The sequence below is a fragment of the Amycolatopsis sp. TRM77291 genome (assembly GCF_054166285.1).
This window is the reverse complement of record NZ_JBSZHF010000001.1, coordinates 614611-638180: the sequence shown is the minus strand read 5'-3', so window position 1 is coordinate 638180 and position 23570 is coordinate 614611. Positions and strand designations below refer to the sequence as shown.

The 23570-nt window shown below is 68.2% G+C and carries 21 protein-coding genes; 15 read left to right on the top strand and 6 right to left on the bottom strand.

Annotated features, from left to right (window positions below; genetic code table 11):
- Window positions 1–17 precede the first annotated feature (17 nt).
- Genes ACXIZN_RS02995 through lipB form a run of 4 tightly spaced genes read left to right on the top strand, consistent with a single transcriptional unit; the run spans window position 18 to window position 2779 of the window.
- Window positions 18–515: an ArsR/SmtB family transcription factor gene (locus tag ACXIZN_RS02995; protein ID WP_192741074.1), complete on the top strand. Its 498-nt coding sequence runs from the start codon at window positions 18–20 to the stop codon at window positions 513–515.
- A 14-nt stretch (window positions 516–529) separates the two neighbouring features.
- The gene (locus ACXIZN_RS02990) at window positions 530–1414 is read left to right on the top strand and encodes a TIGR01777 family oxidoreductase (RefSeq protein WP_457952448.1); all 885 of its coding nucleotides are present in this window, start codon (window positions 530–532) and stop codon (window positions 1412–1414) included.
- Window positions 1411–2025 carry a phosphatase PAP2 family protein gene (locus tag ACXIZN_RS02985; RefSeq protein ID WP_457952447.1) on the top strand — a complete coding sequence of 205 codons (615 nt, stop codon included), beginning with the start codon at window positions 1411–1413 and terminating at the stop codon, window positions 2023–2025. The genes ACXIZN_RS02990 and ACXIZN_RS02985 overlap by 4 nt, the downstream gene beginning before the upstream one ends.
- 10 nt (window positions 2026–2035) lie before the next feature.
- Window positions 2036–2779 (top strand): lipoyl(octanoyl) transferase LipB, encoded by a 744-nt coding sequence (gene lipB / locus ACXIZN_RS02980; RefSeq protein WP_126737774.1) that lies wholly within the window; start codon window positions 2036–2038, stop codon window positions 2777–2779.
- A 64-nt stretch (window positions 2780–2843) separates the two neighbouring features.
- Here the strand turns inward: lipB and ACXIZN_RS02975 are convergent, their stop codons facing one another.
- Window positions 2844–3779: an LLM class F420-dependent oxidoreductase gene (locus ACXIZN_RS02975; RefSeq protein WP_240594115.1), complete on the bottom strand. Its 936-nt coding sequence runs from the start codon at window positions 3777–3779 to the stop codon at window positions 2844–2846.
- A gap of 25 nt (window positions 3780–3804) precedes the next feature.
- The gene (locus ACXIZN_RS02970; protein WP_181773782.1) at window positions 3805–4422 is read right to left on the bottom strand and encodes a TetR/AcrR family transcriptional regulator; all 618 of its coding nucleotides are present in this window, start codon (window positions 4420–4422) and stop codon (window positions 3805–3807) included.
- Between the two features lie 132 nt (window positions 4423–4554).
- Between ACXIZN_RS02970 and ACXIZN_RS02965 the strand changes: the two genes are divergently transcribed.
- The 7 genes from ACXIZN_RS02965 (at window position 4555) to ACXIZN_RS02935 (ending at window position 10767) form a co-directional block, all read left to right on the top strand.
- A complete protein-coding gene (locus ACXIZN_RS02965) occupies window positions 4555–5085 on the top strand; it encodes a hypothetical protein (RefSeq protein WP_257485308.1) in 531 nt (176 codons plus the stop codon).
- Window positions 5086–5127: 42 nt separating this feature from the next.
- Entirely contained in the window at window positions 5128–6084 is a 957-nt protein-coding gene (locus tag ACXIZN_RS02960; protein ID WP_457952445.1) for an oxidoreductase, read from the top strand.
- Window positions 6085–6121: 37 nt separating this feature from the next.
- The gene (gene lipA, locus ACXIZN_RS02955) at window positions 6122–7123 is read left to right on the top strand and encodes a lipoyl synthase (protein ID WP_126737778.1); all 1002 of its coding nucleotides are present in this window, start codon (window positions 6122–6124) and stop codon (window positions 7121–7123) included.
- A gap of 61 nt (window positions 7124–7184) precedes the next feature.
- Entirely contained in the window at window positions 7185–7847 is a 663-nt protein-coding gene (locus tag ACXIZN_RS02950; RefSeq protein WP_457952438.1) for a DedA family protein, read from the top strand.
- Window positions 7848–7857: 10 nt separating this feature from the next.
- Window positions 7858–8724, top strand: coding sequence for a patatin-like phospholipase family protein (locus ACXIZN_RS02945; RefSeq protein ID WP_457952437.1), 867 nt, complete (start codon window positions 7858–7860; stop codon window positions 8722–8724).
- 90 nt (window positions 8725–8814) lie between these two features.
- Window positions 8815–10005, top strand: coding sequence for a L,D-transpeptidase (locus tag ACXIZN_RS02940; RefSeq protein ID WP_126737781.1), 1191 nt, complete (start codon window positions 8815–8817; stop codon window positions 10003–10005).
- A gap of 15 nt (window positions 10006–10020) precedes the next feature.
- Window positions 10021–10767 (top strand): SIR2 family NAD-dependent protein deacylase, encoded by a 747-nt coding sequence (locus tag ACXIZN_RS02935; RefSeq protein ID WP_457952435.1) that lies wholly within the window; start codon window positions 10021–10023, stop codon window positions 10765–10767.
- A gap of 893 nt (window positions 10768–11660) precedes the next feature.
- On the opposite strand, the gene ACXIZN_RS02930 is transcribed toward ACXIZN_RS02935, so the two are convergent.
- From ACXIZN_RS02930 to ACXIZN_RS02915, 4 genes are all read right to left on the bottom strand, one after another.
- On the bottom strand, window positions 11661–12905 hold the full coding sequence (locus tag ACXIZN_RS02930) for a low temperature requirement protein A (RefSeq protein ID WP_457952433.1): 1245 nt from the start codon (window positions 12903–12905) through the stop codon (window positions 11661–11663).
- A gap of 455 nt (window positions 12906–13360) precedes the next feature.
- Complete coding sequence (locus ACXIZN_RS02925) at window positions 13361–14833, bottom strand: MFS transporter (RefSeq protein ID WP_457952431.1); 1473 nt, start codon at window positions 14831–14833, stop codon at window positions 13361–13363.
- Window positions 14833–18417, bottom strand: coding sequence for a DNA polymerase III subunit alpha (dnaE, locus tag ACXIZN_RS02920; protein ID WP_457952428.1), 3585 nt, complete (start codon window positions 18415–18417; stop codon window positions 14833–14835). The genes ACXIZN_RS02925 and dnaE overlap by 1 nt, the downstream gene beginning before the upstream one ends.
- A gap of 201 nt (window positions 18418–18618) precedes the next feature.
- Entirely contained in the window at window positions 18619–19704 is a 1086-nt protein-coding gene (locus ACXIZN_RS02915) for a plasmid pRiA4b ORF-3 family protein (RefSeq protein WP_457952426.1), read from the bottom strand.
- Between the two features lie 131 nt (window positions 19705–19835).
- Between ACXIZN_RS02915 and ACXIZN_RS02910 the strand changes: the two genes are divergently transcribed.
- From ACXIZN_RS02910 to ACXIZN_RS02895, 4 genes are all read left to right on the top strand, one after another.
- Window positions 19836–20237 carry a nitroreductase/quinone reductase family protein gene (locus ACXIZN_RS02910; protein ID WP_457952425.1) on the top strand — a complete coding sequence of 134 codons (402 nt, stop codon included), beginning with the start codon at window positions 19836–19838 and terminating at the stop codon, window positions 20235–20237.
- A 255-nt stretch (window positions 20238–20492) separates the two neighbouring features.
- Complete coding sequence (locus ACXIZN_RS02905; RefSeq protein WP_457960443.1) at window positions 20493–21164, top strand: FadR/GntR family transcriptional regulator; 672 nt, start codon at window positions 20493–20495, stop codon at window positions 21162–21164.
- Between the two features lie 4 nt (window positions 21165–21168).
- Window positions 21169–22611 (top strand): amino acid permease, encoded by a 1443-nt coding sequence (locus ACXIZN_RS02900; RefSeq protein WP_457952423.1) that lies wholly within the window; start codon window positions 21169–21171, stop codon window positions 22609–22611.
- Window positions 22608–23561, top strand: coding sequence for an asparaginase (locus ACXIZN_RS02895; protein ID WP_457952421.1), 954 nt, complete (start codon window positions 22608–22610; stop codon window positions 23559–23561). Before ACXIZN_RS02900 ends, ACXIZN_RS02895 begins: the two co-directional genes overlap by 4 nt.
- The last annotated feature ends 9 nt before the right edge of the window (window positions 23562–23570 follow it).

Genomic DNA, 23570 nt, shown 5'->3' with positions numbered 1-23570 from the left:
CGGTATAGATAGCCGGTATGAACGCCGAGTTCGCCGAACGGATCGCCGCCCTCGAAGCACGGGTAGCCGCGCTCGAAGGAGGACACAGCCGGCAGACCGAACCGGCGGCGGGCCCCGGCGGCCTGGTCGGCTACCACGGCGAGCTGACCGAACCGTTCGAACTGAGCTGGGCGATCAACGTCACGCCCGGCCCGATGCTGGCATTCGAGGACGGGCCGCGGGTCGAAGTGCTCGCGGCCCTGTCCAGCACGGCACGGGTGGCACTCGTGCGGACGCTGGCCGAGAAGGGCGCGCAGACCGCGCCCGCCCTGCAGGAAGCCGCCGAACTCGGCTCGCCGGGCCAGCTGTACCACCACCTCAAGGCGCTGACCGGCGCCGGGATCGTCGAGCAGGACAAACGCGGCAGTTACCGGCTCCGGCCCGCCGCGACGATCCCGGTGCTCGTGCTGCTCACCGCCGCGTCCGACGTCGCCGGGCAACTGAAGAACCTGAGCGTGCGGCCGGATCGCGGATAGGACACGATCGGATCATGCGAGTTCTGATCGCGGGCGCGAGCGGGCTGATCGGCACCTCCCTCACGACACGGTTACGCCGTTCCGGGCACGAAGTGGTCCGGCTCGTCCGCCGGGAGGAGCGGGCGGCCGACGAACGCCGCTGGGATCCACCCGCCGGCGAGATCGCGGACGGCGCGCTCGACGGGATCGACGCCGTCGTGAACCTCGCGGGAGCGCCACTGCTGCCCGGCCGATGGAGCGCGGCCCGCAAACAGGTCCTCCTCGACAGCCGGGTCGAACCGACGGAGGTCCTCGCGGAAGCCGTCGCCGAACACGGGATCCCCGTGCTGGTCAACGCCTCCGCCGTCGGCTACTACGGTGACGCCGGTCCGTCCCTTGTGGACGAAACGAGCCCGGCGGGCCGCGGTTTCCTCGCCGAGCTCTGCACCGCTTGGGAAGGCGCCACCGAGACCGCGGCCACCGCCGGCGCCCGGGTCGTACGCATCCGCACCGGGCTGGTGCTCGCGCGCGAAGGCGGGCTACTGGACGTCCTGCGCCCGCTGTTCCGCCTGGGGCTCGGCGGGAAACTCGGTGACGGCAAGCAATACATGCCGTGGATCTCGCTCGACGACGAGGTCGGCGCGATCGTTTTCGCGCTGGAGAACGAAACGCTGTCCGGCGCGGTCAACCTCTCCGGACCGCAGCCCGCCACGAACGCCGCTTTCACGAAGGCGCTGGGCCGCGCCGTGCACCGGCCGGCGATCTGGCAGGTGCCCGGTTTCGCCATGAAGATCGCCCTCGGGCAAGCGGCGGAGGAGATGGCGCTGTTCGGGCAACGTGCCATGCCGCGTGCGCTGGAGGAGGCGGGATACGCGTTCCGCCATCCGACCCTCGAGGACGCGCTGGCCGCCGCGACATGACCGTGCGGCGCGGTCTGTACACCCTCGCCGGGTTCCTCCTGTTGATCGGCTTCGTCGTCCTCGGGCTGTCCGTCGACGAGCGGCCGCCGCCGGTGGACGTCGCGCTCGCCGACGCGTTCCGCGGCCAGCACACCAGGCCCGCCGGTCAGGTGGCGGGCCTGGTCACGAACGTCCTCGGCCCGGTCCTGCCGTTCGCGCTGGGCGCGGTGCTGGCGGTCATCGCCTGGCGCCGCCGGGACCTGACCGTGCTGTGCGTCAAACTCGCCGTCGTCCTGCTGCTGTGCCGCATGACCAGCCTGATCGCGAAACCGGCCTTCTACCGGGAGCGGCCGCGTGAATTCCCCGATCTGAGCTATCCGAGCGGGCATGTGGTCGCCGTCGCGTGCACCGGGTTCGTCGCGGTACTGCTGTGCGCGTGGACCCGCCCGCGGCTGACGCGCCTGGCGATCACGATCGCCGCCGCGGCGACGGTGGCGGGTGCCCTCTGCCGCATCGTGCTGGGCGTCCACTGGCTGACCGATACCGCGGGCTCCGTGCTCGCGGTGGGCGGCGTCGGCCTGATCGCGGCGGCCGGGCTGGGCCTGCTCCCCCTGCCGAAAGACCCGGCGTAGTGTCGCTGACGTGAGCTCTTCGACCACGTCATGCCGCGCCTCCGCCGAGCCCGTCGACGTCCGCGAGATCGGGACGATCGACTACACCGAAGCCTGGGAACTCCAGCGAGAGCACGTGACGGCACGTGCCGACGGTGACGGCCCGGACACCATGCTGCTGCTGGAGCACCCGTCGGTGTACACCGCGGGCAAGCGCACCGAAGCCGAGGACCGGCCGACCGACGGCACCCCGGTGATCGACGTCGACCGCGGCGGCAAGATCACCTGGCACGGGCCGGGCCAGCTGGTCGGGTACCCGATCGTCAAACTCGCCGACCCGATCGACGTCGTGCACTACGTGCGGCGGCTCGAAGAGGCCCTGATCACCGTCTGCGACCAGCTCGGCGTGCACACCGGCCGGGTCGAGGGCCGCAGCGGCGTCTGGATCCCCGCCGACGACCGCGGCCCGGAGCGGAAGATCGCCGCGATCGGCATCCGCGTCCAGCGCGGCGTGACCATGCACGGTTTCGAGCTGAACTGCAACGCGGACCTGGGCGCCTTCGACAAGATCGTCCCGTGCGGCATCCGAGACGCGGGCGTGACGTCGCTTTCCTACGAGCTCGACCGCGAGGTCACCGTGGCGTCGGTGCTGCCGATGGCGCGCGACGCCGTCCTCGCGGCGCTGGAAGGCGATCTGCCGGTGAGCGACGAACGCTGGCTGCCCCGCCCCGAGGCCCCCGCGGCCCCCGGCGTCACCTTCGCCCTGCAGAACTGAAAGTCCGTGAAGGCCTCCTTCCCTACCGTGAGAGTAGGGAAGGAGGCCTTCACGGCATTCCGGCTCAGTCCAGCTGAGGAGCGACCTCGGAGGCGATCAGCTCGATCTGGTCCAGGTCCGAGAGGTCCAGCAGCTGCAGGTAGAGCCGGGTGATCCCGGTCTTCTCCCGCCACAGCCCGACCTTCTCGACGACCTCCGACGGCGTCCCCGCGAGGCCGTTCTCCCGCAGCTCGGACACCTCCCGCCCGAGCACCGAAGCGCGCTTCGCGACCTCGGCGTCGTCACGGCCCACGGCGACGACGAGCGCGGCCGAGCGGATGATCTCCTTGGGGTCGCGGCCGATTTCGCGGGCGGCGTCGTCGACGCGGCCGAACTGCGCCGCGGCGACGTCCGGTCCCACGAACGGCAGGTTGAACTCGTCCGCGTAGCGGGCGGCGAGCGCCGGGGTGCGCTTCTTGCCGCCACCGCCGATGATCACCGGCGGCCGGGGCCGCTGCGCCGGCTTCGGCAGGCCCGGCGAGTCGACGAGCTTGTAGTGCTCGCCGTCGAAGGAGAACGTCTCCCCCTCCGGCGTCTCCCACAGCCCGGTGACGACGGCGAGCTGCTCGGCGTAGCGGTCGAACCGCTCCTTGATCGGCGGCAGGTCGAGGCCGTACGCGGTGTGCTCATCGTCGTACCAGCCGGAACCGAGGCCGAGTTCGACGCGGCCGCCCGACATCTGGTCCACCTGCGCGACCGAGATCGCGAGCACCGACGGATGGCGGAAGGTGGCGGCGGTGACGAGGGTGCCCAGCCGCACGCGGCGGGTCTCGCGGGCGAGCCCCGCGAGGGTGATCCACGCGTCGGTCGGCCCGGGCAGCCCGGTCGCCGAACCCATCTTCAGGTAGTGGTCGCTGCGGAAGAAGGCGTCGTAACCGGCGTCCTCGGTGGCCTTCGCCACCCGGAGCAGGTCTTCGTAACTGGCCCCCTGCTGGGGCTCGGTAAAGATCCTGAGGTCCACGAAAGCCACCCTAGCTACGGCGAGGTCAGCTCGCTTTCCCGTGCTCGGCGGACGGGACACGGCGGAATCCGACGAGCAGCCGCACCAGGACCTCCTCGACCTGGGCGCTGACCTTCTTCGGCTCCGGAGACGAAGCGATCTCGATGGCGGCGCTGGACAACGCGCCGAACAGCAGCCGCGCGGTGACGTCCACCGGGACGTCGTCGACCTCGCCGACCTCGATGAGCGACTGGATCCCGGTGCGGACCAGGCCGAAGCTGCACCGCTCCTCCGCCTCGCGCCAGCGCTCCCAGCCCATCACCACCGGCGCCTCGTGGATCGCGATGCGCTGGTACGCCGGGTCGAGGCAGCTCTGCAGGAAACCGCGCAGCCCGGCGAGCGCCCGCTCCCACGGCGAATCGGGGCCGTTCATGATCTTTTCGAGCCGGTCGAAGACCTGGCTCTCGACCGTGTCGAAAGCGGCCTCGAACAGCGCCTGCTTTCCGCTGAAATGGTGGTACAACGCGCCCTTCGTCACCCTGGCCCGTTTGGCGATCTCGTCGAGAGACGTGCCGGCGTACCCGCGTTTGGTGAACAGCTCCACGGCACTCTCGACGAGCGCCGACCGGGTGGACTCGGAATAGTCCAGCCGCCTTGACCTCAATGTCGCCACCTTCACAACTTTACGCCGCCGGTCCCACTCCATACCCGTGGTATGTTGACTGCTGTCAGGTCCGTACCGGGAGTATGCCGCAAACCTGCGGTATGAACCGGGTCACGGAGGGGAGCCCACATCATGAGCTGGAATGACTTCTACCAGCGGCGCGACATCCTCGAAGCCGCACTGCGCCAGGCGGGTCACCACCCGTCCGACGCGATCTCACTCGAAGAAATCCCTGGCGCCACCAAGTACTTCGCGACCGAGGAAGAGCTTCTGGTCGCGCTCCGGTACAAGTGGAACCAGGTGCTCGCCGGTCGTCTCCGCGCCGAGATGACCGATCCGGACTACGCCGACCAGGACCTCGCGCTCGACCGGGTCGAAGCCGTCACCCGCGCCTGGAACAGCGCCACCGCCGAACACGAGACCCTCCGCGCCGTTCTCGACGCGGCTCTCGACCGGTGCCCCGCGCTGATCCCGGGCCACGAGGCCGAACTGCGCATGCTCGCGCTGACGGCGGGGCTGGCCGACGGCGACGAGCCCGCCGACGAGATCACCAAGGTCGGCAGCGCGTTCGCCGCCCTGCTCCGGCACGGACGGCACGCGAAGCCCGCCCGCCGCCGCAGCCCCATGGGTCACTTGCTCCGTTTGCTCGCGCCGAGCGCCTGATCCGGCGTAGCGGCCCCGCCGACGATGTAGTTAGGTACCGACATGGCTGCTCACGCGCGCTGGACCGAGGCCGACATCCCGGATCAGACCGGCCGGACCGTGTTCGTCACCGGGGCGAACTCGGGGCTCGGGCTGCGCATGTCTGAGGTGCTCGCGGGCAAGGGGGCCCGCGTGCTGCTCGGCTGCCGATCGCCGGAGCGCGGCGCCAAGGCGCTCGAACAGGTTCGCGCGGCCGCGACCGGGGAAGCACCCGAACTCATCCGGCTGGATCTCGCCGACCTGGACTCGGTCCGCGAAGCCGCGAAGAAGATCCAGGAACTCACGGACGGCAAGCTCGACGTCCTGGTCAACAACGCGGGCGTGATGGCGACCCCGCGCGGCCACACCAAGGACGGTTTCGAGACCCAGTTCGGCACGAACCATCTCGGGCACGCGGTGCTGACCTGGCTGCTGATACCCTCCCTGCGCAAGGGTTCCGGGGCGCGCGTCGTCACCCTGTCGAGTGTCGCGGCGACAGGCGCGCGCATCGACATCGCGGACCCGAACTTCGAGCGCCGGATGTACAACCCCGGCTCGGCCTACGGCCAGTCGAAACTCGCCAATCAGGTGTTCGCGCTCGAACTGGACCGCAGGTTGCGCGCCGCGGGCGACGTCGTCGTCAGCGTGGCGGCGCATCCGGGCTACACCTGGACCGGGCTCGGTTCGGGCATGGCCCGTTCCTATCGCAATCCCGTGGTGCGCGCGCTCGTCGCCGGCGGCAACCGGATCGGCGAGATCTTCATCGCGCAGAACGCCCGCCAGGGCACGCTCCCGCAACTGTTCGCGGCGACCTCCCCCGAGGTCGAAGGCGGCGATTACATCGGCCCGCGCGGGCTCGGCGGGCTTCGCGGCGCGCCGGTCAAGGTGCGGCCGTTGGCCGCCGCGAAGAGCGAGTCGCTCGGCGCCGCGTTGTGGGACGTGACCACCAAGTTGACGGGCGTCACCCCCGACCCCGCGTGAGCGGCGACCACTGCTCCGGCGGGCGTAGGGTGGCAATGTGAGTGCTGCCCCAGATGGCCGCAAGTTGTTGCGGCTCGAGGTCCGGAATTCCCAGACTCCCATCGAAAAGAAGCCGTCGTGGATCAAGACGCGCGCGCGGATGGGTCCGGAGTTCACCGAGCTCAAAGGCCTGGTGCGCCGCGAAGGCCTCCACACCGTCTGCGAAGAAGCCGGCTGTCCCAACATCTACGAGTGCTGGGAAGACCGTGAAGCTACCTTCCTGATCGGCGGTGACCAGTGCACCCGGCGCTGTGACTTCTGCCAGATCGACACCGGCAAGCCGGCGGCGCTGGACCGGACCGAGCCGCGCAAGGTGGCGGAGTCGGTGCAGGCGATGGGCTTGCGCTATTCGACGGTGACCGGTGTCGCGCGTGACGATCTCGAAGACGGTGGCGCGTGGCTGTACGCGGAGACCGTGCGGCAGATCCACGCGTTGAACCCGGGCACGGGTGTCGAGTTGCTGATCCCGGACTTCAACGCGGATCCCGACCAGCTGGCCGAAGTCTTCGGTTCGCGGCCCGAGGTGCTGGCGCACAACGTCGAGACGGTGCCGCGGATCTTCAAGCGGATCCGGCCGGGCTTCCGGTACGCGCGGTCGCTGGAGGTCATCACCCGCGCTCGCGAGGCCGGTCTGGTGACGAAGTCGAACCTGATCCTCGGCATGGGCGAGACCCCCGAAGAGGTCGCGCCCGCGATGAAAGACCTGGTCGACGCCGGGTGCGAAATCCTGACGATCACCCAGTACCTGCGCCCCTCGCCCAGGCACCACCCCGTGGACCGCTGGGTCAAGCCCGAGGAGTTCGTCGAGCACTCGAACGCCGCCGAAGCCATGGGCTTCGCCGGGGTCATGGCCGGGCCGCTCGTCCGTTCCTCGTACCGCGCCGGGCGGCTGTTCGCGCAGACGAAGGCCCACCGCGGCGAGCCGCTGTCGGAGAACTTGGCCCACCTGGCCGCCGAAGGTCCCGCCGCGCAGGAGGCCAGCTCGCTGCTGGCGAGGTGACTCCGGTCACCCTCCTCGCGACATCGCCACCCACCAGGTCACGAATCAGTAAAGTGACCTGGTGGCGTTGGTAACTGATCTTCTGAACTGGCTGCAGGGTCTCCCGGAACCGGGACTGGTCGCGGCGACCGGCGGACTGGTGTTCGCCGAATGCACCATCGGGCTCGGCTTCATCGCCCCCGGTGAATCGGGGCTGCTGGTCGCGGCCACGACGGCGACGTCGATCTCGCGTTTCCTGACCCTGTGGGCCGTCGTGACGGTCTGCGCCGCACTCGGCGACTCACTCGGCTACGCGATCGGCAAACGCTTCGGCCCCCGTCTGCGTGAGACGAAGCTGATCCGCAAGTACGGCCTCGACGCCTGGGACAAGGCGACGGGCGTGCTCGAACGGCGAGGCGCGTGGGCGGTGTTCTTCGCGCGGTTCCTCCCGGTGATCCGCACGCTGACGCCGGCGGCGTCGGGCACGTCGGGCCTGCCCTTCCGCAAGTTCCTGCCCGCCGCCGCGGCGGGCGCGGCCTGCTGGTCGGCCATCCACATCGGTATCGGCGCCGCTCTCGGTGAAGCCGCCAAGAAGGTCGAAGGCGCGCTCAACACCGGTGGCCTGATCATCGTCGGCGTGCTCATCGGGGTCGCCGTGTACTTCCTGCTGCGCTACAAGAAGAAGAAGGCGCTCGCCGTCACAGCCGAGGAAGCCGCTCCGGCGAAGATCGGCGCGGACGACTAAATTCCCGGGTATGGCCGCCCTGAACCTGCCCCAGCCGATCGGTTTCGTACTCGGTGGCGGCGGCAGTCTCGGGGCCATGCAGGTCGGGATGCTGCGCGCCCTGACCGAAGCCGGGATCACCCCGGACCTCGTCGTCGGCACCTCGGTGGGTTCGCTGAACGCCGCCGTGCTCGCCCTCGGGGGTGAATCGGGCGACCGGCTGGACCGGATCTGGTCCCGGATGACCCGGCACGAGGCGTTCCCCGGCGGCGTGTTCAGCCAGGTGCGGACGCTGCGGCACAGCAAGACCAACCTGTTTCCCAACAACGGTCTCGCCGCGATCGTCGACGAGCACATCGGCGAGGGCGCCCGGTTCGAGGATCTCGCGCTGCCGCTGGGTGTCGTCGCGACCGACGTCGACACCGCCGAACCTCTGCTCATCCGCTCCGGGCCCGTTCTGGCGCCCCTGCTGGCCAGCTGTGCGATCCCGGGGATCTATCCGCCGGTGCCGTTCGGGGAGCGGATGCTCTACGACGGCGGCCTGGTCGCCAACGTGCCGATGCGCCAGGCGCTCGCCATGGGCGCGAAATCGCTCGTCGTCCTCGACTGCGCCTTCCCCGGCAAGATGCCCGGCGCTCCGCAGACCTTCGCCGAGGTGCTGATGTTCACCGCGATGATCAGCATGCGGAACCAGGCGGTCCTGGAAGCGCCGATCGCCGCGGCCGAAGTGCCCGTGGTGTACGTGCCCGGGCCGAAGCCGGTGCGGGTCAGCCCGCTGGACTTCCGCCACACCACCACGCTGACCGCCGAAGCCTATGACGCCGCGAAGACCTATTTGGGCGAATTGCGTGTCGACGGCCCCGGTCTTTATGGTGCCCCCGGTCTCGTCGTGGATTGACAGGCAACCATCCGGCATCGATCACGTCTTCTTCGTCGCGTAGTTTTGAAAGAGAACTTTCCGCTGATAGCGACGTAAAAAGAGACTCACATGTTTCCCAAGAAGACATTACTTTCGACGGCCGGAATACTCGCCGCGGTGGTGCTGATTTCGGCCTGTTCGCCCTCGGGCGGCACCGATTCACCCGGCACCAGCGCCGAACCGGACACGAGCCCGGTTTCGGTGACCATCGATCCGGCAGGCGGGACGAACGTCAATCCGGCGACGCCGGTGGTGGTCAAGGCCGAGCACGGCAAACTGATCGACGTCACCGTCAGCAACGCCGACAAGGGCAACCAGGTGAAGGGCGAGCTGGCGAGCGACGGGCTCAGCTGGAGGACCACCGAGCCGCTCGGCTACGGCAGCACGTACAAGATCGTGGCGCATGCCCAGGGCACCGACGGGAAGCCCGTCGAGCAGCAGAGCAGGGTCTCCACGCTGAGTCCGAAGCAGCAGGCGAACCCGAACCTCATCCCGGCCCCCGCGGCGGTTGCGTCCGCCGGCGTCGGCGTCGGGCAGCCGATCGTGTTCGCCTTCGGCCAGCCGGTGAAGAACAAGGCCGAGGTCGAGAAGAAGCTGTCCGTGGAGTCCACGCCGAAGCAGGAGGGCTCCTGGTACTGGATCGACGACAAGAACGTCCACTACCGCCCCAAGGTGTACTGGCAGCCGGGGACGACGCTCAAGGTGTCGGCGATGATCTACGGCGTCGATTTCGGCAATGGCGTGTACGGCGCGACCGATCGCACCGAAACGTACAAAGTGCACGATTCATGGGTCGCGAAGGCCGACGGCAATACCGAACAGATGCAGATCTTCCACAATGGCCAGCTGGCGAAGTCGATGCCCATTTCCATGGGCAAGGACGCCACACCCACGCATTTGGGCGCCCACGTCATTTCGGACAAACACGAGAATTACGTGATGGACTCGTGCACCTACGGCGTCTGCCAGGGCCAGCCGGGGTATTACAAGGCGAACGAGAAGTGGTCGCTGCGCATCTCCAACGACGGCGAGTTCGTCCACGAGAACCCGAACAGTGTCGGCGCGCAGGGCAGCTCCAACGTGTCGCACGGCTGTATCAACCTCAACGCCGCCAACGCCCAGTGGTTCTACCAGAACATGGGGCTCGGCGACGTCGTCGAGGTGACCAACTCCGGTGGCCCGCAGCTGCCGGTGTGGGACCTCTACGGTGACTGGTCGAAGTCGTGGACCGACTGGCAGGCGGGCAGCGCGCTCAAGTAGAGGCATGATGGGCCGGTGACCAGCACCCTGAGCACCGCCCGCTCACTCGTGGCCGGCGCCGGCCGGGTCGTCGCACTGACCGGCGCCGGGATCTCCACGGATTCGGGGATCCCCGACTTCCGCGGCCCGCAGGGCCTCTGGACCCGCGATCCGGGCGCGGAGAAGATGTCGAACCTCAAGGCGTACCAAGGCAGCCGTGAGGTCCGGGAACGGACCTGGCAGGCGCGGCTGGTGCACCCCGGCTGGGACGCGACACCGAATGCCGCGCACTACGCGCTCGAGCGCCTGTCGCCGACGCGGATCATCACCCAGAACATCGACCGGCTCCATCAGAAGGCGGGCTCGCCGCCGGAGCGGGTGCTGGAACTCCACGGGACCATGTTCGAGTCCGTCTGCCTGTCCTGTGACGACCACCGGGACATGCGCTCGACGCTGGAGCGCGTCCGAGCGGGCGAGACCGACCCGCCCTGTCTGGTGTGCGGCGGAATCCTCAAGTCGGCCACGGTGTCGTTCGGCCAGCACCTGGACCAGAACCTGCTCCGAGCCGCCCGCGCCGCCGTCTCCGACAGCGACCTCCTGCTGGTGGCCGGGTCCTCGCTACGCGTCCAGCCGGCCGCCTCCCTGGTGAGCGTCGCTTCCCGCTCCGGATCCGCGGTGGTGATCTGCAACGGCTCCGAAACGCCCTACGACTCCATGGCCACGGCCGTCGTCCGCGGCTCCCTCAGCGACACCCTCCCCGCCCTGATCCCGCCACCCACGTGACCGAACCCGTAACTCACGTGTTTGGGCCCGTAACTCACGTGCTTGAACCCGTAACTCGCGTGCTTGGGCCCGTAACTCGCGTGCTTGGGCCCGCCATTCGGGGTGTTCAGGTTCGTGACTCGTGTGTTCAGGTGGCCGGCGCGTGTGTTTGCGGGGACGGCACGTGTGATCAGAGGGACGACACGTGTGTCCCAGCCGGGCGGGTGCCGTGTCGGCCGGCCAGTCACGCGTGTCGTCCCGGCACACACGTGTGTCGTCCGTCTGATCACACGTGTCGTCCGTGTGGTCACGTGAGTTGCGGGTTCAAGCACGCGAGTTACGTCTCTGATCACGCGAGAGTCGAGCTCAATCACGTGAGTTCCGGGTGGTCGCGGGTGTGGCGGGGTGCAGGTATGAGAAAAGGGTCCAGGCCCCGGGAGAACTCGTGGTTCTCGACCGGGGCCTGGACCCTTTTTTTAAGGTTAGTCCGGCGGTGTCCTACTCTCCCACAACCCTTCGGTTGCAGTACCATCGGCGCTGTCAGGCNATCAAACTCTCCAACAATGTCTTCGAATTCAATCGAGGCAAATTTTCTTGCTCTCAAAGGAACCTCAAACGAGGTTCAAATACATAAGCTCTACTGGCTTAGTTCACTAGCACACTGTTGAGTTCTCAAGCAACACACCCCAGATCGCACCGCACGCGGCCTTATCCGAAGCAGTCATTTCTTGGCTTTTGTCCGGAGCACACTCTAGCACCTGCTCGAAACTGCCGTTTCAGCGGGGGGTAGAGTTACCTCTCCGGTTCGGGACCACCCACTCTACCACCATCCGGTGGGAGCTTGGTTCGTGTTCCCGGCGGCCGCTCGGTTTCCCTGGCGACGAAGAGAACATTACACGGCCCGAAACCGGCGTTTACAGGGGGGTCCCTTTTTTCGCGCCGGGGCTCTGACCTGCATCGATCGGCCCCTCCCCTGGAACCGGCTCGCCATGGGTGGCGACCACCGTCAGGACGACCAGAGCGGCGGCGAGCCCCGCGGTGATGTGGATGGGCGCCGGCGTGAACGACGCGGCGAGCACGAGCACCGCGGTCACCGGGAAGCCGATCGCGATCGGGCGGCATTCGTTGGTGGGCCCGATGTGCATTAGCCAGACGCTGAGCAGATAGATCGCGACGGGCACGGTCGTCGCCATGGCGGCGGGCAGGGACGCGACGTGCCCGGTGTGGGTGTCGTAGTCGACCGCGACTTCGAGGCCGGCGCCGAGCGCGGCCGCCGAAGCGAAGATCAGGTAGTGCCCGTAGCCCCAGCTCGCCACGGTGAACAGGCTCTTCGCCTTCTCCAGCCGGACGTGACCCGGCTGGTCGAAGTACAGCCACCACAAGGAGAACACCAGCACGAGACCCGCGGCGGCCAGAGAGATCAGGCTGCCGGTGTGCTTGCCCTCGTCCAGCCCCTCCTTGACCGCGGTGGTCGCGCCCAGGATGGATTCACCCAGCACGATGATCGTGAACAGGCCGTAGCGCTCGGCGATGTGGTGCGGGTGCCAGCCTGTCCAGCGCTTACGTTCGGCGATCACCGGGACCGCGAGTTCCGCGACCAGGAGCAGGAAGAACGACGGCAGCGCCAGCGACTCCGGGAGACCGAGGCGGACGACCCACAGGATCTGGACGATCGTGATGCCGATGGCGTACCGCAGTGCGGCGGGGCGGCATTCCGGATCGGTCCGCGCGGCGCGCAGCCACTGCACGACCATCGCGAGCCGCATCAGGACGTAACCGGCGACCACGATCGCGAAGTCGCCTTCGAACGCCGACGAGACACCGGCGGCGACGGTCAGCCCGCCCGCGATCTGCACCAGCGTCACCAGCCGGTACGGGACGTCGTCGGTGTCGAACGACGACGCGAACCAGCTGAAGTTCAGCCAGCCCCACCAGATCGCGAAGAACACCATCCCGAAGCTGAGCACGCCGTGCCCGATGTGGTTCTCGGCGATCGCGTGGTGCAGGCCGGCGGCGGCCTGCGCGACGGCGACCACGAAACACAGGTCGAACAACAGCTCCAACGGGGTCGCGACCCGGTGGCCTTCGCCGGAATCGCGCATCGTCATCGGCCGGTACCAGATCCGCAGCCGACTCCGCCGTACAGAACTCTCCGCCATCAGTGCTCCTCGCCATGTCGATCTGCGGAGATCTTCGCAGCCGAAGGCGGTTCACACACTCGGAGAAACGCGCGGCGGGTGGGTCCGGGCCGGGTGCACCTCCCCAGGCGACCCCGCGCGAACCCACCCGCGCGAATGCCTCACCGGTACTCGGCTCGCCAGCGGTGTTGAGCCGGCCGCCGCCGAACGGTCCCCCGCGGACGCCGACGACTGTCCACCGGCTCGTGACCGCAGGTGTCCATTCCTGGGAACTCCGGACTCACCACGATCGCTCCCGCCGATCGATCCATCCCCGATCGATCGACAGAAATACCACTGTCGGTAGCCAACGCACAGCGGTGAAGGCTCCGTTAGGTGTACCCGGTTGCTCTGAGTAGCACCAGGGGATGACGACCTCAGTCACTCGGATGGAGCATTCGGTCTTGCCGAACGTAGTCATCGGCCGCCCGGGAGACTCAACCGCGTTGACTGTCGGCGGCAGCCCGCTCGGCTTCCTCCCGCTCAGTGAGCACGCGCCGCTTCCGGCGTGCGCGGAGTTCGATCACGGCGAGTAGAAGTGCCGAGCTCGTCAACACGGCGGCGCACAGCATCGCGGCGGTCAGCGCCCACGGATAGCCGCCGTTCGCACCGAGTACCGCGTGGAAGACCGAGGCCAGCACGACCGTGCCGATCGCGGTGCCGATCCGCTGTCCGGTCTGCAACGCTCCTCCGGCCACACCGGCCATCGACGTCGGGACGCATTCCAGCGTCAACGTGGTGTTGGGCGAGATGACCATGCCGCCACCGACACCCGCGACGAGCAGCGGCAACGCGAACCACCAGCCCGCCGCGGCGCCGGGATCCTGACCGGCGAGGACGGCGACCGTGACCATCCCGGCGATCACCATGACCAGCCCGGTGACCGTGAGCTTGCGGCCCCACTTCGGCACCAGCCGTCCCGCGATCGCCGCCGACACGGCCGAGCCGAGGGCGAAGGAGGTGACGGCGAGCCCGGATTGCAGTGGCGTGTAGCCGAGGCCCTGCTGGAAGAAGATGGCGAAGACCAGCCACATCCCGGTGAACCCGCTGAAGTACAGCGCGCCGACGGCCGCGCCCGTCGCGTAGCCCGGGGTTCCGGTGAACAGCCGGGTGTCCAGCAGCGGCGGACGGCCGCGCCGCACCATCGAGCGTTCCCAGCGCACGAAGGCGAAACCGAAGACCACCGCGACGAGGAACAGCCACCACAGGCTGCTGAGCCCGCCCTGTTCGGATTCGATCAACGGGAGCAGGACACCGAGGACGGCGACACCCAGCAGCATGATGCCGACGAAGTCGATCTCGCCCCGCAGGCTTCTCGCCGGGGCTTCCGCCTTCGGCAGCCATCTCAGGGCCAGCGCGAACGCCAGGATCCCGATGGGCACGTTCACGTAGAAGACCCAGCGCCAGCCTTCCGGATCCCCGAAGACGGCGAGGATCACGCCGCCGAGCACCGGCCCGACGGCGGTCGAGATCCCGACGGTGGCACCGAACATGCCGAACGCGCGGCCTCGTTCCGCGCCGCGGAACAGGTCCTGGATCATGCCGCTGTTCTGCGGCGTCATCATGCCCGAGGCGAATCCCTGCAGGAGCCGCGCGATGATCAGCGTCGTCTCGTCCGGCGCCGCGCCGGCGAACGCGCTGGTCAGCACGAACCCGGCGAGCGCGAACAGGAACATGCGGCGGCGGCCGAGCGCGTCACCGAGCCTGCCGCCGGTCACCAGCACCAGCCCGAAAGCCAGCGCGTAACCCGAAACCACCCATTGGATCCCGCCGCTCGACGCGCCGAGGTCCTTCTGGATCGAGGGCAGCGCCGTGTTGACGATGCTGACGTCGAGCAGTCCCATGAACCCGGCGGCGAGGGTGACGGCGAGCGCCTTCCAGCGCCGGGGGTCGGGTTCGGAGGTGTCCATCAGGTGCTGGCGGCGATCCCGGGGATGCCCTTGAGCTCACCGATCAGCATCGACGTCACCTTGACCGGATAGTCGTAGAGCGCGAAGACCGTCTGGTTCTTGCCGACCAGCTTGAGGTGCACCGGGGTCTCGCCCTTGTGCGCCAGCAGGGTCTGCTTCAGTTCGCTGACCACCGACTGGTCGATCTTCTCCGCCGCGGCCAGCAGCACCAGCGGCAGATCGTCGTCGCCGTTGCCCACCTCGGACAGGTCGAGCGGCACGAGCCCGCCACCGAAGATGGACATCTTGTCCTCGCGCCAGTTCACCCGGCCCTTCACCAGTACCGCGTTGTCCTCGATGAGGTCGGCGGAGAACATGGCGTAGGACTTCGGGAAATACAGCACCTCGAGCGAGGCGTCCATGTCCTCGATGGTGCAGATCGCCCAGGGCTCGCCCTTCTTGTTGACCCGGCGTTCCAGCGAGGTGATCAGCCCGGAGACGACCAGCTCGCCTTCCTTCGGCGGGTCGGCGAGGATCGCGGCGATCGGCCGCGGCGCGTGTTTGCGCAGGATGCGCTCGGCGCCGTCCAGCGGATGCGCCGAGACGTAGAGGCCGAGCATCTCCCGTTCGTAGGCCAGGAGCTGCTTGCGCGGGTACTCCTCTTCGCCGAACTTCAGATGCGCGAGCGGCGAAGAGGACACTGCGGCTTCGGCGTCGTCGTCCCCGCCGAAACCGAAGAGGTCGAACTGGCCCATCGCCTCCTGGCGCTTGAGCGGGACCACGGCCTCGACCGCGTCCTCGTGCACCTGGATCATCGAGAGCCGCGTGTTGCCGAGCGAGTCGAACCCGCCCGCCTTGATCAGCGATTCGATGACCCGCTTGTTGCAGGCCACCAGCTCCGACTTGTCGAGGAAATCGGTGAAGGAGGAGTACTTCCCCTTCTCCTCGCGGGTCTTGATGATCGACTCGACGACGTTCGCGCCGACGTTGCGGACGGCACCCATGCCGAAGCGGATGTCCTCCCCGACGGCCGCGAACCTCAGCGCCGACTCGTTGACGTCCGGCGGGAGCACCTTGATCCCGAGGCGGCGGCATTCCGAGAGGTAGACCGCGGACTTGTCCTTGTTGTCACCGACCGAGGTGAGCAGCGCGGCCATGTACTCCGGTGTGAAGTTCGCCTTGAGGTACGCGGTCCAGTAGGAGATCAGGCCGTACGCGGCCGCGTGACTCTTGTTGAACGCGTAGCCGGCGAACGGGAGGATCGTGTCCCAGAGCGCCTTGATCGCCTCCGACGAGAAACCGCCGGGAAGGAGGTCGCTCGACTTCATCCCGGCCTCGAAGCCCTCGAACTCCTTCTCGAGGACTTCCTGCTTCTTCTTGCCCATCGCGCGACGGAGCACGTCCGCGCGGCCCATCGAGTACCCGGCCACCTTCTGGCCGATGTGCATGATCTGCTCCTGATAGACGATCAGGCCGTAGGTGTCGGCCAGGATCTCCTTCAGGGGCTCGTCGAGCTCGGGGTGGATCGGCTTGACCTTCTGCCGCCCGTTCTTGCGGTCGGCGTAGTCGTTGTGCGCGTTCATGCCCATCGGGCCGGGGCGGTACAGCGCGCCCACCGCCACGATGTCGTCGAACTGGGTCGGCTGCATGCGGCGCAGCAGGTCACGCATCGGGCCGCCGTCCAGCTGGAACACGCCGAGCGTGTCACCGCGGGAGAGCAGTTCGTAGGTCGCCTTGTCGTCGACGCCGAGGGTGTCGAGGTCGATGTCGATCCCGCGGTTGGTCTTGATGTTGTCGATCGCGTCACCGATGACGGTGAGGTTCCGCAGGCCCAGGAAGTCCATCTTCAGCAGGCCGATGGCCTCGCACGACGGGTAGTCCCAGCCGGTGATGATCGAACCGTCGTCGCGCTGCCACAGCGGGATGGCGTCGGTCAGCGGGTCGCAGGACATGATGACCGCGCAGGCGTGGACGCCGGCGTTGCGGATCAGGCCTTCGAGACCACGCGCGGTCTCGAAGATCGTCTTGCACTCCTCGTCGGTCTCGACGAGCGCGCGGACCTCGGCCGCTTCGCCGTAGCGCTCGTGCTTCGAGTCGACGATGCCCGAGAGCGGGATGTCCTTCGCCATGATCGGCGGCGGGAGCGCCTTCGAGATCCGGTCCGCGATCGCGTACCCCGGCTGGCCGAAGTGGACGCGGGCGGAGTCCTTGATGGCCGCCTTGGTCTTAATGGTGCCGAAGGTGATGACCTGCGCGACCTTGTCGACGCCGTACTTCTCGGTGGCGTAGCGGATCATCTCGCCGCGACGGCGGTCGTCGAAGTCGATGTCGATATCGGGCATCGAGACGCGCTCGGGGTTCAGGAACCGCTCGAACAGCAGCTTCTGCGGGATCGGGTCCAGATTGGTGATACCGAGGACGTACGCGACCAGCGAGCCGGCGGCGGAACCACGGCCGGGGCCGACGCGGATGCCGACCTTACGGGCGTAGTTGATGAGGTCGGCGACGATGAGGAAGTAGGCGGGGAAGCCCTTCCCGATGATGACGTCGAGCTCGATCTCGATGCGCTCGTTGTAGTACGGGTCCGGGACGCCGTCCGGGTACCGCCACTTGAGACCGCGCGCGACCTCTTCCCGCAGCCAGGTGCCTTGGTCGTAGCCCTCGGGGACCTCGAAGAAGGGCAGCCGGTCCTTGTGCGTGTACACGTCCTTGTAGGACTCGACGCGCTCGGCGATCAGCAGCGTCGAGTCGGCGGCGCCGGGGACCTCCTTGTCCCAGTACTCCCGCATGTCGGCGGCCGACTTCAGGTAGTAGCCGTCGCCGTCGAACTTGAACCGGTTCGGGTCGTTCAGCGTCTTGCCCGCCTGCACGCACAGCAGCGCGGAGTGGGTGTCGGCCTGGTCCTTGGTGACGTAGTGCGAGTCGTTGGTGGCCAGCGGCTTGAGGTCGAGCAGCTTGCCGATCTCGAGCAGGCCTTCACGGACCGAGCGCTCGATCGGCAGCCCGTGGTCCATCAGCTCGAGGAAGAAGTTGTCGGCGCCGAAGATGTCCTTGTAGTCCGAAGCGGCCTGGATCGCTTCGGTGCGCTGCCCCAGCCGCAGCCGCGTCTGCACCTCGCCCGAGGGGCAGCCGGTGGTCGCGATGATGCCGTGGTGGTTCTCCGCGATCAGTTCGCGGTCCATCCGGGGCTTGCGGTAGTAGCCCTGCATGCTCGCGAGCGACGACAGCTTGAACAGGTTGCGCAGGCCGGTGGAGTTCTCGGCGAGCATCGTCATGTGGGTGTAGGCACCACCACCGGAGACGTCACCGCCCTCACCGAACTCGTCGGCGCCGCGCTGGTTCGACTGACCCCAGAAGACCGGCTTCTTGTGGAACCGGCTCTCCGGCGCGACGTAGGCCTCGATGCCGATGATCGGCTTGAGCTCGTGTTTGACCGCCTGCTGGTAGAACTCGTCCGCGCCGTACATGTTGCCGTGGTCGGTCATCCCGACCGCGGGCATGCCAAGGCGCGCCGCCTCCTTGAACAAGGGGGCGATCTTCGCCGCACCGTCGAGCATCGAGTACTCGGTGTGCACATGCAGGTGGACGAAGGAATCGTTCGACACCAGCGAAAACCTCCCCTAGGCAGACGGATCCCTGGCTGCTTGACGCGGGCCGGTCCTCCCACCTTATGCGCCGGGGCTCGACGGCGCCCGGGCGGGATGGCACCCCGGCGAGGGTCAGTCTCCCCCTCCGTCCGGCCGCCGCCAAGCACCGACGCGGCGCGGTTCGCGATGACCTCGGTTACCCCCGAACGGGGCGCCGGATCAGCTCAGCCGGGCGAGCCGCTCGTCGACCACCTCCCTGTCGAACCACTCCGGATCGAACCCGAGGCCGCCGAGCTCCTCGATCAGGCCCTCGTTCTCTTCGTCGTCCGGATCGCGCAGTGCCTCCAGCAACATCTCGTAACTCCGCTCGTCTTCGCATTCCGGCGGAGGCGCGGCGCGTTCACCGTCGAGACAGCTCGGGGCTTCGGGGAGGGAGACCCGCCGCTCGACGCGGATCCAGTGCCGCCAGCTCTCCGCCTCGTAGACGAATCGGTGGCCTGGCGAGCTGACGACCTGGCCGAGTGTCACTTCGTCGTCGAAGCGGTCGCCTTCGCAGCTCTGCGCGTCGACGCTGAAGCCTCCGTACGCGGTCTCGAACCGGTGATACTCCCGTTCGTCGCGGTCGAACGCGGCCGCGATGATGCGGTGCAGGCCGGCGAGGGTGACGTCGGAGCGGACTTCGAGCCGTCGCCAGATCGCGTCGTCCGGCTCGGCCAGGGCGACCGCCAGCCAGAGCCCGGTGACCGGCGCGGGCGGTGGCAGGACGAGTGGCAGCGGATCGGCCGGCGGTATGCGCGGCAGCGGATGGTAGCCGGGAAGACCGAGCCACCGGCGCAGCTGGGCCGCACGCTCCGGCAGATCGGGCCTGGGATCTCTTCCCAGCTTCAAGAGGTCGGGGATCCTCTCCCGAATCCAGGCGGCGCTGTCCGCCCTGACGATCAACGCCGCTTCGACCTGGCTTCGGAACTCCTCAGGGCTCAGCGGTGCCTCGGTCACCTCGAAGCCGCCGCGAAGCACCGCGAGGGCGTCCTCGGGGCCGGGATGGAGCTCGATCACGTCGACCTCGCGACCGTCGACCACAACCTCGACACCCACCGAACGTTCGCCGTCGGTCAGCTCGGCGGCCAGGACGACCAGGTCCCGATCCACCTGGCCTTGGACGACGCAGCCCGAAAGCTCGACCGGCCCGTGGAGCAGCTTCGGCCAGCGCTCCACCCTGGACACGTCCAAGGGCGGACGCGTCCGGCGGGAGCGCTGGTGCTTCGGTCGTTTGGCCGGCTTGCGGCCGCGGCTGACGGGGGACACGGAATGAGTATCGGCGGAGGCACCGACAGTTTCGGCGCCGTGAGCAGCGCTGATCGGAAAATGCTTGCCGACCTGGGCGTGGATGTGCAGACTGGCCAGCCGCCAAGATCAACCGAACGCCCGGAGAGTTGATGATCGACCTGCAGGCCATGAACGAGCGCGTGATCGCGGAGTTCCGCGCGAACGGCCGCCACGGCGACGGTCTCCCGACCTTGCTGCTCACCACCACCGGTGCCCGCACCGGGCGACGGCACGTGACGCCGATGCTGTTCCTGGCCGACGACGACCGCTACGTCGTCTTCGCCGCCAACGGGGGCGCGCCCCGGCATCCGGACTGGTACCGCAACCTGATCGCGGAGCCGTCCGTCGACGTCGAGGCGGACGGAGAGGTCTTCACCGCCCAGGCGATCGAAGTCACCGGAGCAGCGAGGGACCGTCTGTTCGCGAAGCAGGCGAAGGCGTTCCCGCGGCTGGCCGAGCACCAGTCGAAGACCACGCGGCCGTTCCCGGTGATCGCGCTCAGCCGCGGGTGAGTGGCAGGTCGCGGTGTGACACTGGCCACCCGCGCGCCGGAAATCACTGCCACGAAAGAGCTTCACCGCCACGAAAGCCCGCAGTACGGGTTCCCATTCCCGAGCGGTTACCCCATCGGCACCGACCTCGCAGGGTGGATCGGAGCGCTCGGCCGTTCTCTTGACAAAGCGTCGCGACCGACCGCACGATCTCGTCCCATGAACCTGTCTGACAGCCAGACAGCCGGACACGGTGGTCCACGACGCGTCAGCGCGATGGAGGCCGTTCTGGCCCACCTCCGCGGCGCCATCGAGCGCGGCGAATACCCCGTCGGCCAGAAACTGCCGTCGGAATCCGCGCTCGGCAAGGAGTTCGAGGTCAGCCGTTCGGTCGTCCGCGAAGCGTTGCGGGGGCTGCAGGCACTCGGGCTCACCGTGTCCAAAACGGGCAAAGGGACCTTCGTGACCGCCACCGGGCCGGTCGAGAACCCCACCTTCGGGACCTACTCGGCCCGCGACCTGTTCGAGGTCCGGCGGCACGTCGAGATCCCCGTCGCGGGTTACGCGGCCCTGCGCCGCAGCACCGACGACCTGGACCTCCTCGGTCATCTCGTCGAGCGGATGGACGTCGAAACCGACAACACCGCGTGGGTCGCGCTCGACTCGCTGTTCCACATCACCATCGCCCAGGCTTCGGGCAACCCGGTGTTCGGCAAGGTCATCGAAGAGATCCGGGACGCGCTGGCCCGCCAGTCGTCCTTTCTCAACCAATTGGGGGACCGTCGGACCCGCTCGAACACCGAGCACCGTGAGATCGTCACCGCCATCGCCGCCGGTTCCGAAGCCGACGCCGTAACGGCGATGACCTCCCATCTCCAACACGTCGAGGACGCGCTCACCACCATCGTGCGGCCGGGCCACACGACGCAGCAGAACAAGGACGACTGACATCGTGACCGAACAGACCCTCAGCGCGGACGACAGCAAATCCGCGCCGGTGCCCGCCGACGCCGGTGACGCCGGCTACGACAAGGCGCTGAAACCCCGCCACGTCAACATGATCGCGATCGGCGGAGCCATCGGGACCGGCCTGTTCCTCGGCGCGGGCGGCAGGCTCGCGCAGGCGGGCCCGGCCCTCGCGATCGTGTACGCGGTCTGCGGCCTCTTCGCGTTCTTCGTGGTGCGCTCGCTCGGTGAGCTCATCCTGTACCGCCCCTCCTCCGGCGCCTTCGTCTCCTACGCCCGGGAATTCATGGGCGAGAAGGGCGCCTTCGTCGCGGGCTGGATGCACTTCCTGAACTGGTCGACGACCGGTATCGCGGATATCACCGCGATCGCGCTGTACGCCCATTTCTGGTCGTTCTTCACCCCGATCCCGCAATGGGTGCTGGCGCTCATCGCGCTCGCGGTGGTGCTGGCGCTGAACATGGTCTCGGTGAAACTGTTCGGCGAGATGGAGTTCTGGTTCGCGATCATCAAGGTCGCCGCGCTGGTGACCTTCATGGGGATCGGGATCTTCCTGCTGGTCACACAGCAGCCGATCGACGGCACCACGCCGGGCTTCTCGCTCATCTCCGACAACGGCGGGATCTTCCCGGCCGGGGTGCTGCCGATGGTGCTGATCGTCCAGGGTGTCGTGTTCGCCTACGCCTCGGTCGAGCTGGTCGGCGTCGCCGCGGGCGAGACGGAGAACCCGCGCAAGATCATGCCCAAGGCGATCAACTCGATCATGTGGCGGATCGGGATCTTCTACGTCGGCTCGGTGATCCTGCTGGCGATGCTGATGCCGTGGGACGCCTACTCGAAGCAGGAAAGCCCGTTCGTCACCGTGCTTTCGCATATCGGGGTGCCGCAGGCGGGCAACGTGATGAACCTGGTGGTGCTGACGGCGGCCCTGTCCAGCCTCAACTCGGGCCTCTACTCCACCGGCCGCATCCTGCGGTCGATGTCGCTGGCCGGTTCCGCGCCGAAGTTCACCGGCGTGATGAACAAGAACCACGTGCCCTACGGCGGGATCCTGCTCACCTCCGCGGTCTGCGTGGTCGGGGTCGGGCTGAACGCCGTCGTGCCGAGCCAGGCCTTCGAGATCGTGCTGAACTTCGCCGCCATCGGCATCCTCGGCACCTGGGCGATCATCGTGCTTTCGCATCTGCTGTTCGTGCGCAAGGCCAAGCTCGGCGAGGTCGAGCGTCCGTCGTACCGCCTGCCGTTCTCCCCCTACACCGAGATCGCGACGCTGATCTTCCTCGTCGCCGTCGTGGTGCTGATGGGCTTCGACGAGGTCGGCCGGATCACCCTGTACTGCCTCCCGGTCATCGGGCTCGCGCTGGTGGCGGGCTGGTTCGGGGTCCGCAAGCGGATCAACATGGACGTCTTCGAGAAGACGAAGCTGTGATCCCGGAGATCCGCGTCCCCGCGCACGAACCGCTGGTGCACCTCCTCCGCGAAGGAATGGTCGAGGGGGTGCACCACGGCTCGGCCGTGGTGCTCGCCCCCGACGGCCGCGTGCTGTTCGCCGCGGGCGACGTCGAGGCGGCGTTCTACCCGCGTTCGGCGGCGAAACCCTTGCAGGCCACGGCGATGGCACGGCTCGGCGTCGACCTGAGCCCCGCCGGGTTCGCCGTCGGCGCGGCCAGCCATTCCGGCGAGGAGATCCATCTCGCCGAGGTGCGCAGGACGCTCGACGGTGCCGGGCTCACCACGGAAGACCTTCGGACGCCGGAGGACCTGCCGTTCGACCCGGTCGAACGCGACGCGTGGGTCGCTTCGGGACGGACGGCTTCGCGGCTGGCGCACAACTGTTCCGGCAAGCACGCCGCCATGCTCGCGACCTGCCGTCTGCACGGATGGTCCACAAAGGACTATCTGGATCCCGGCCATCCGCTGCAGCTCGCGATCGCGGAATGCGTCGAAGACCTGACCGGGCAGCGGATCCCGAAGGTGGCCGTCGACGGTTGTGGCGCTCCCCTGTTCGCGGTCTCGCTGCGCGGGCTCGCCCGCGCGGTCGGCAAGATCGCCGCGTCGGCGCCGGGAACACCGGAAGGCCTTGTCGCCGAAGGGATCCGGAAGCATCCGGAACTGGTCGCCGGCACCCGTCGCGACGTCACCGCGCTCATGCGCGCGGTGCCCGGCCTGATCGCCAAGGACGGTTTCGAAGCCGTCCAGGTCGCCGCCCTCCCGGACGGGACGGCGATCGCGATCAAGATCGCCGACGGTGGCGACCGCGCGCGGCGGCCGGTGCTCGCCGCCACGCTCGCGCTGTGCGGTGTCGATCCGGACGTGCTGGAACCCACCCCCGGCCTGCGCGTGACCGGCGCGCTGGCCGAACCCGACCTCGCCGCCTGAGGAGCCTTC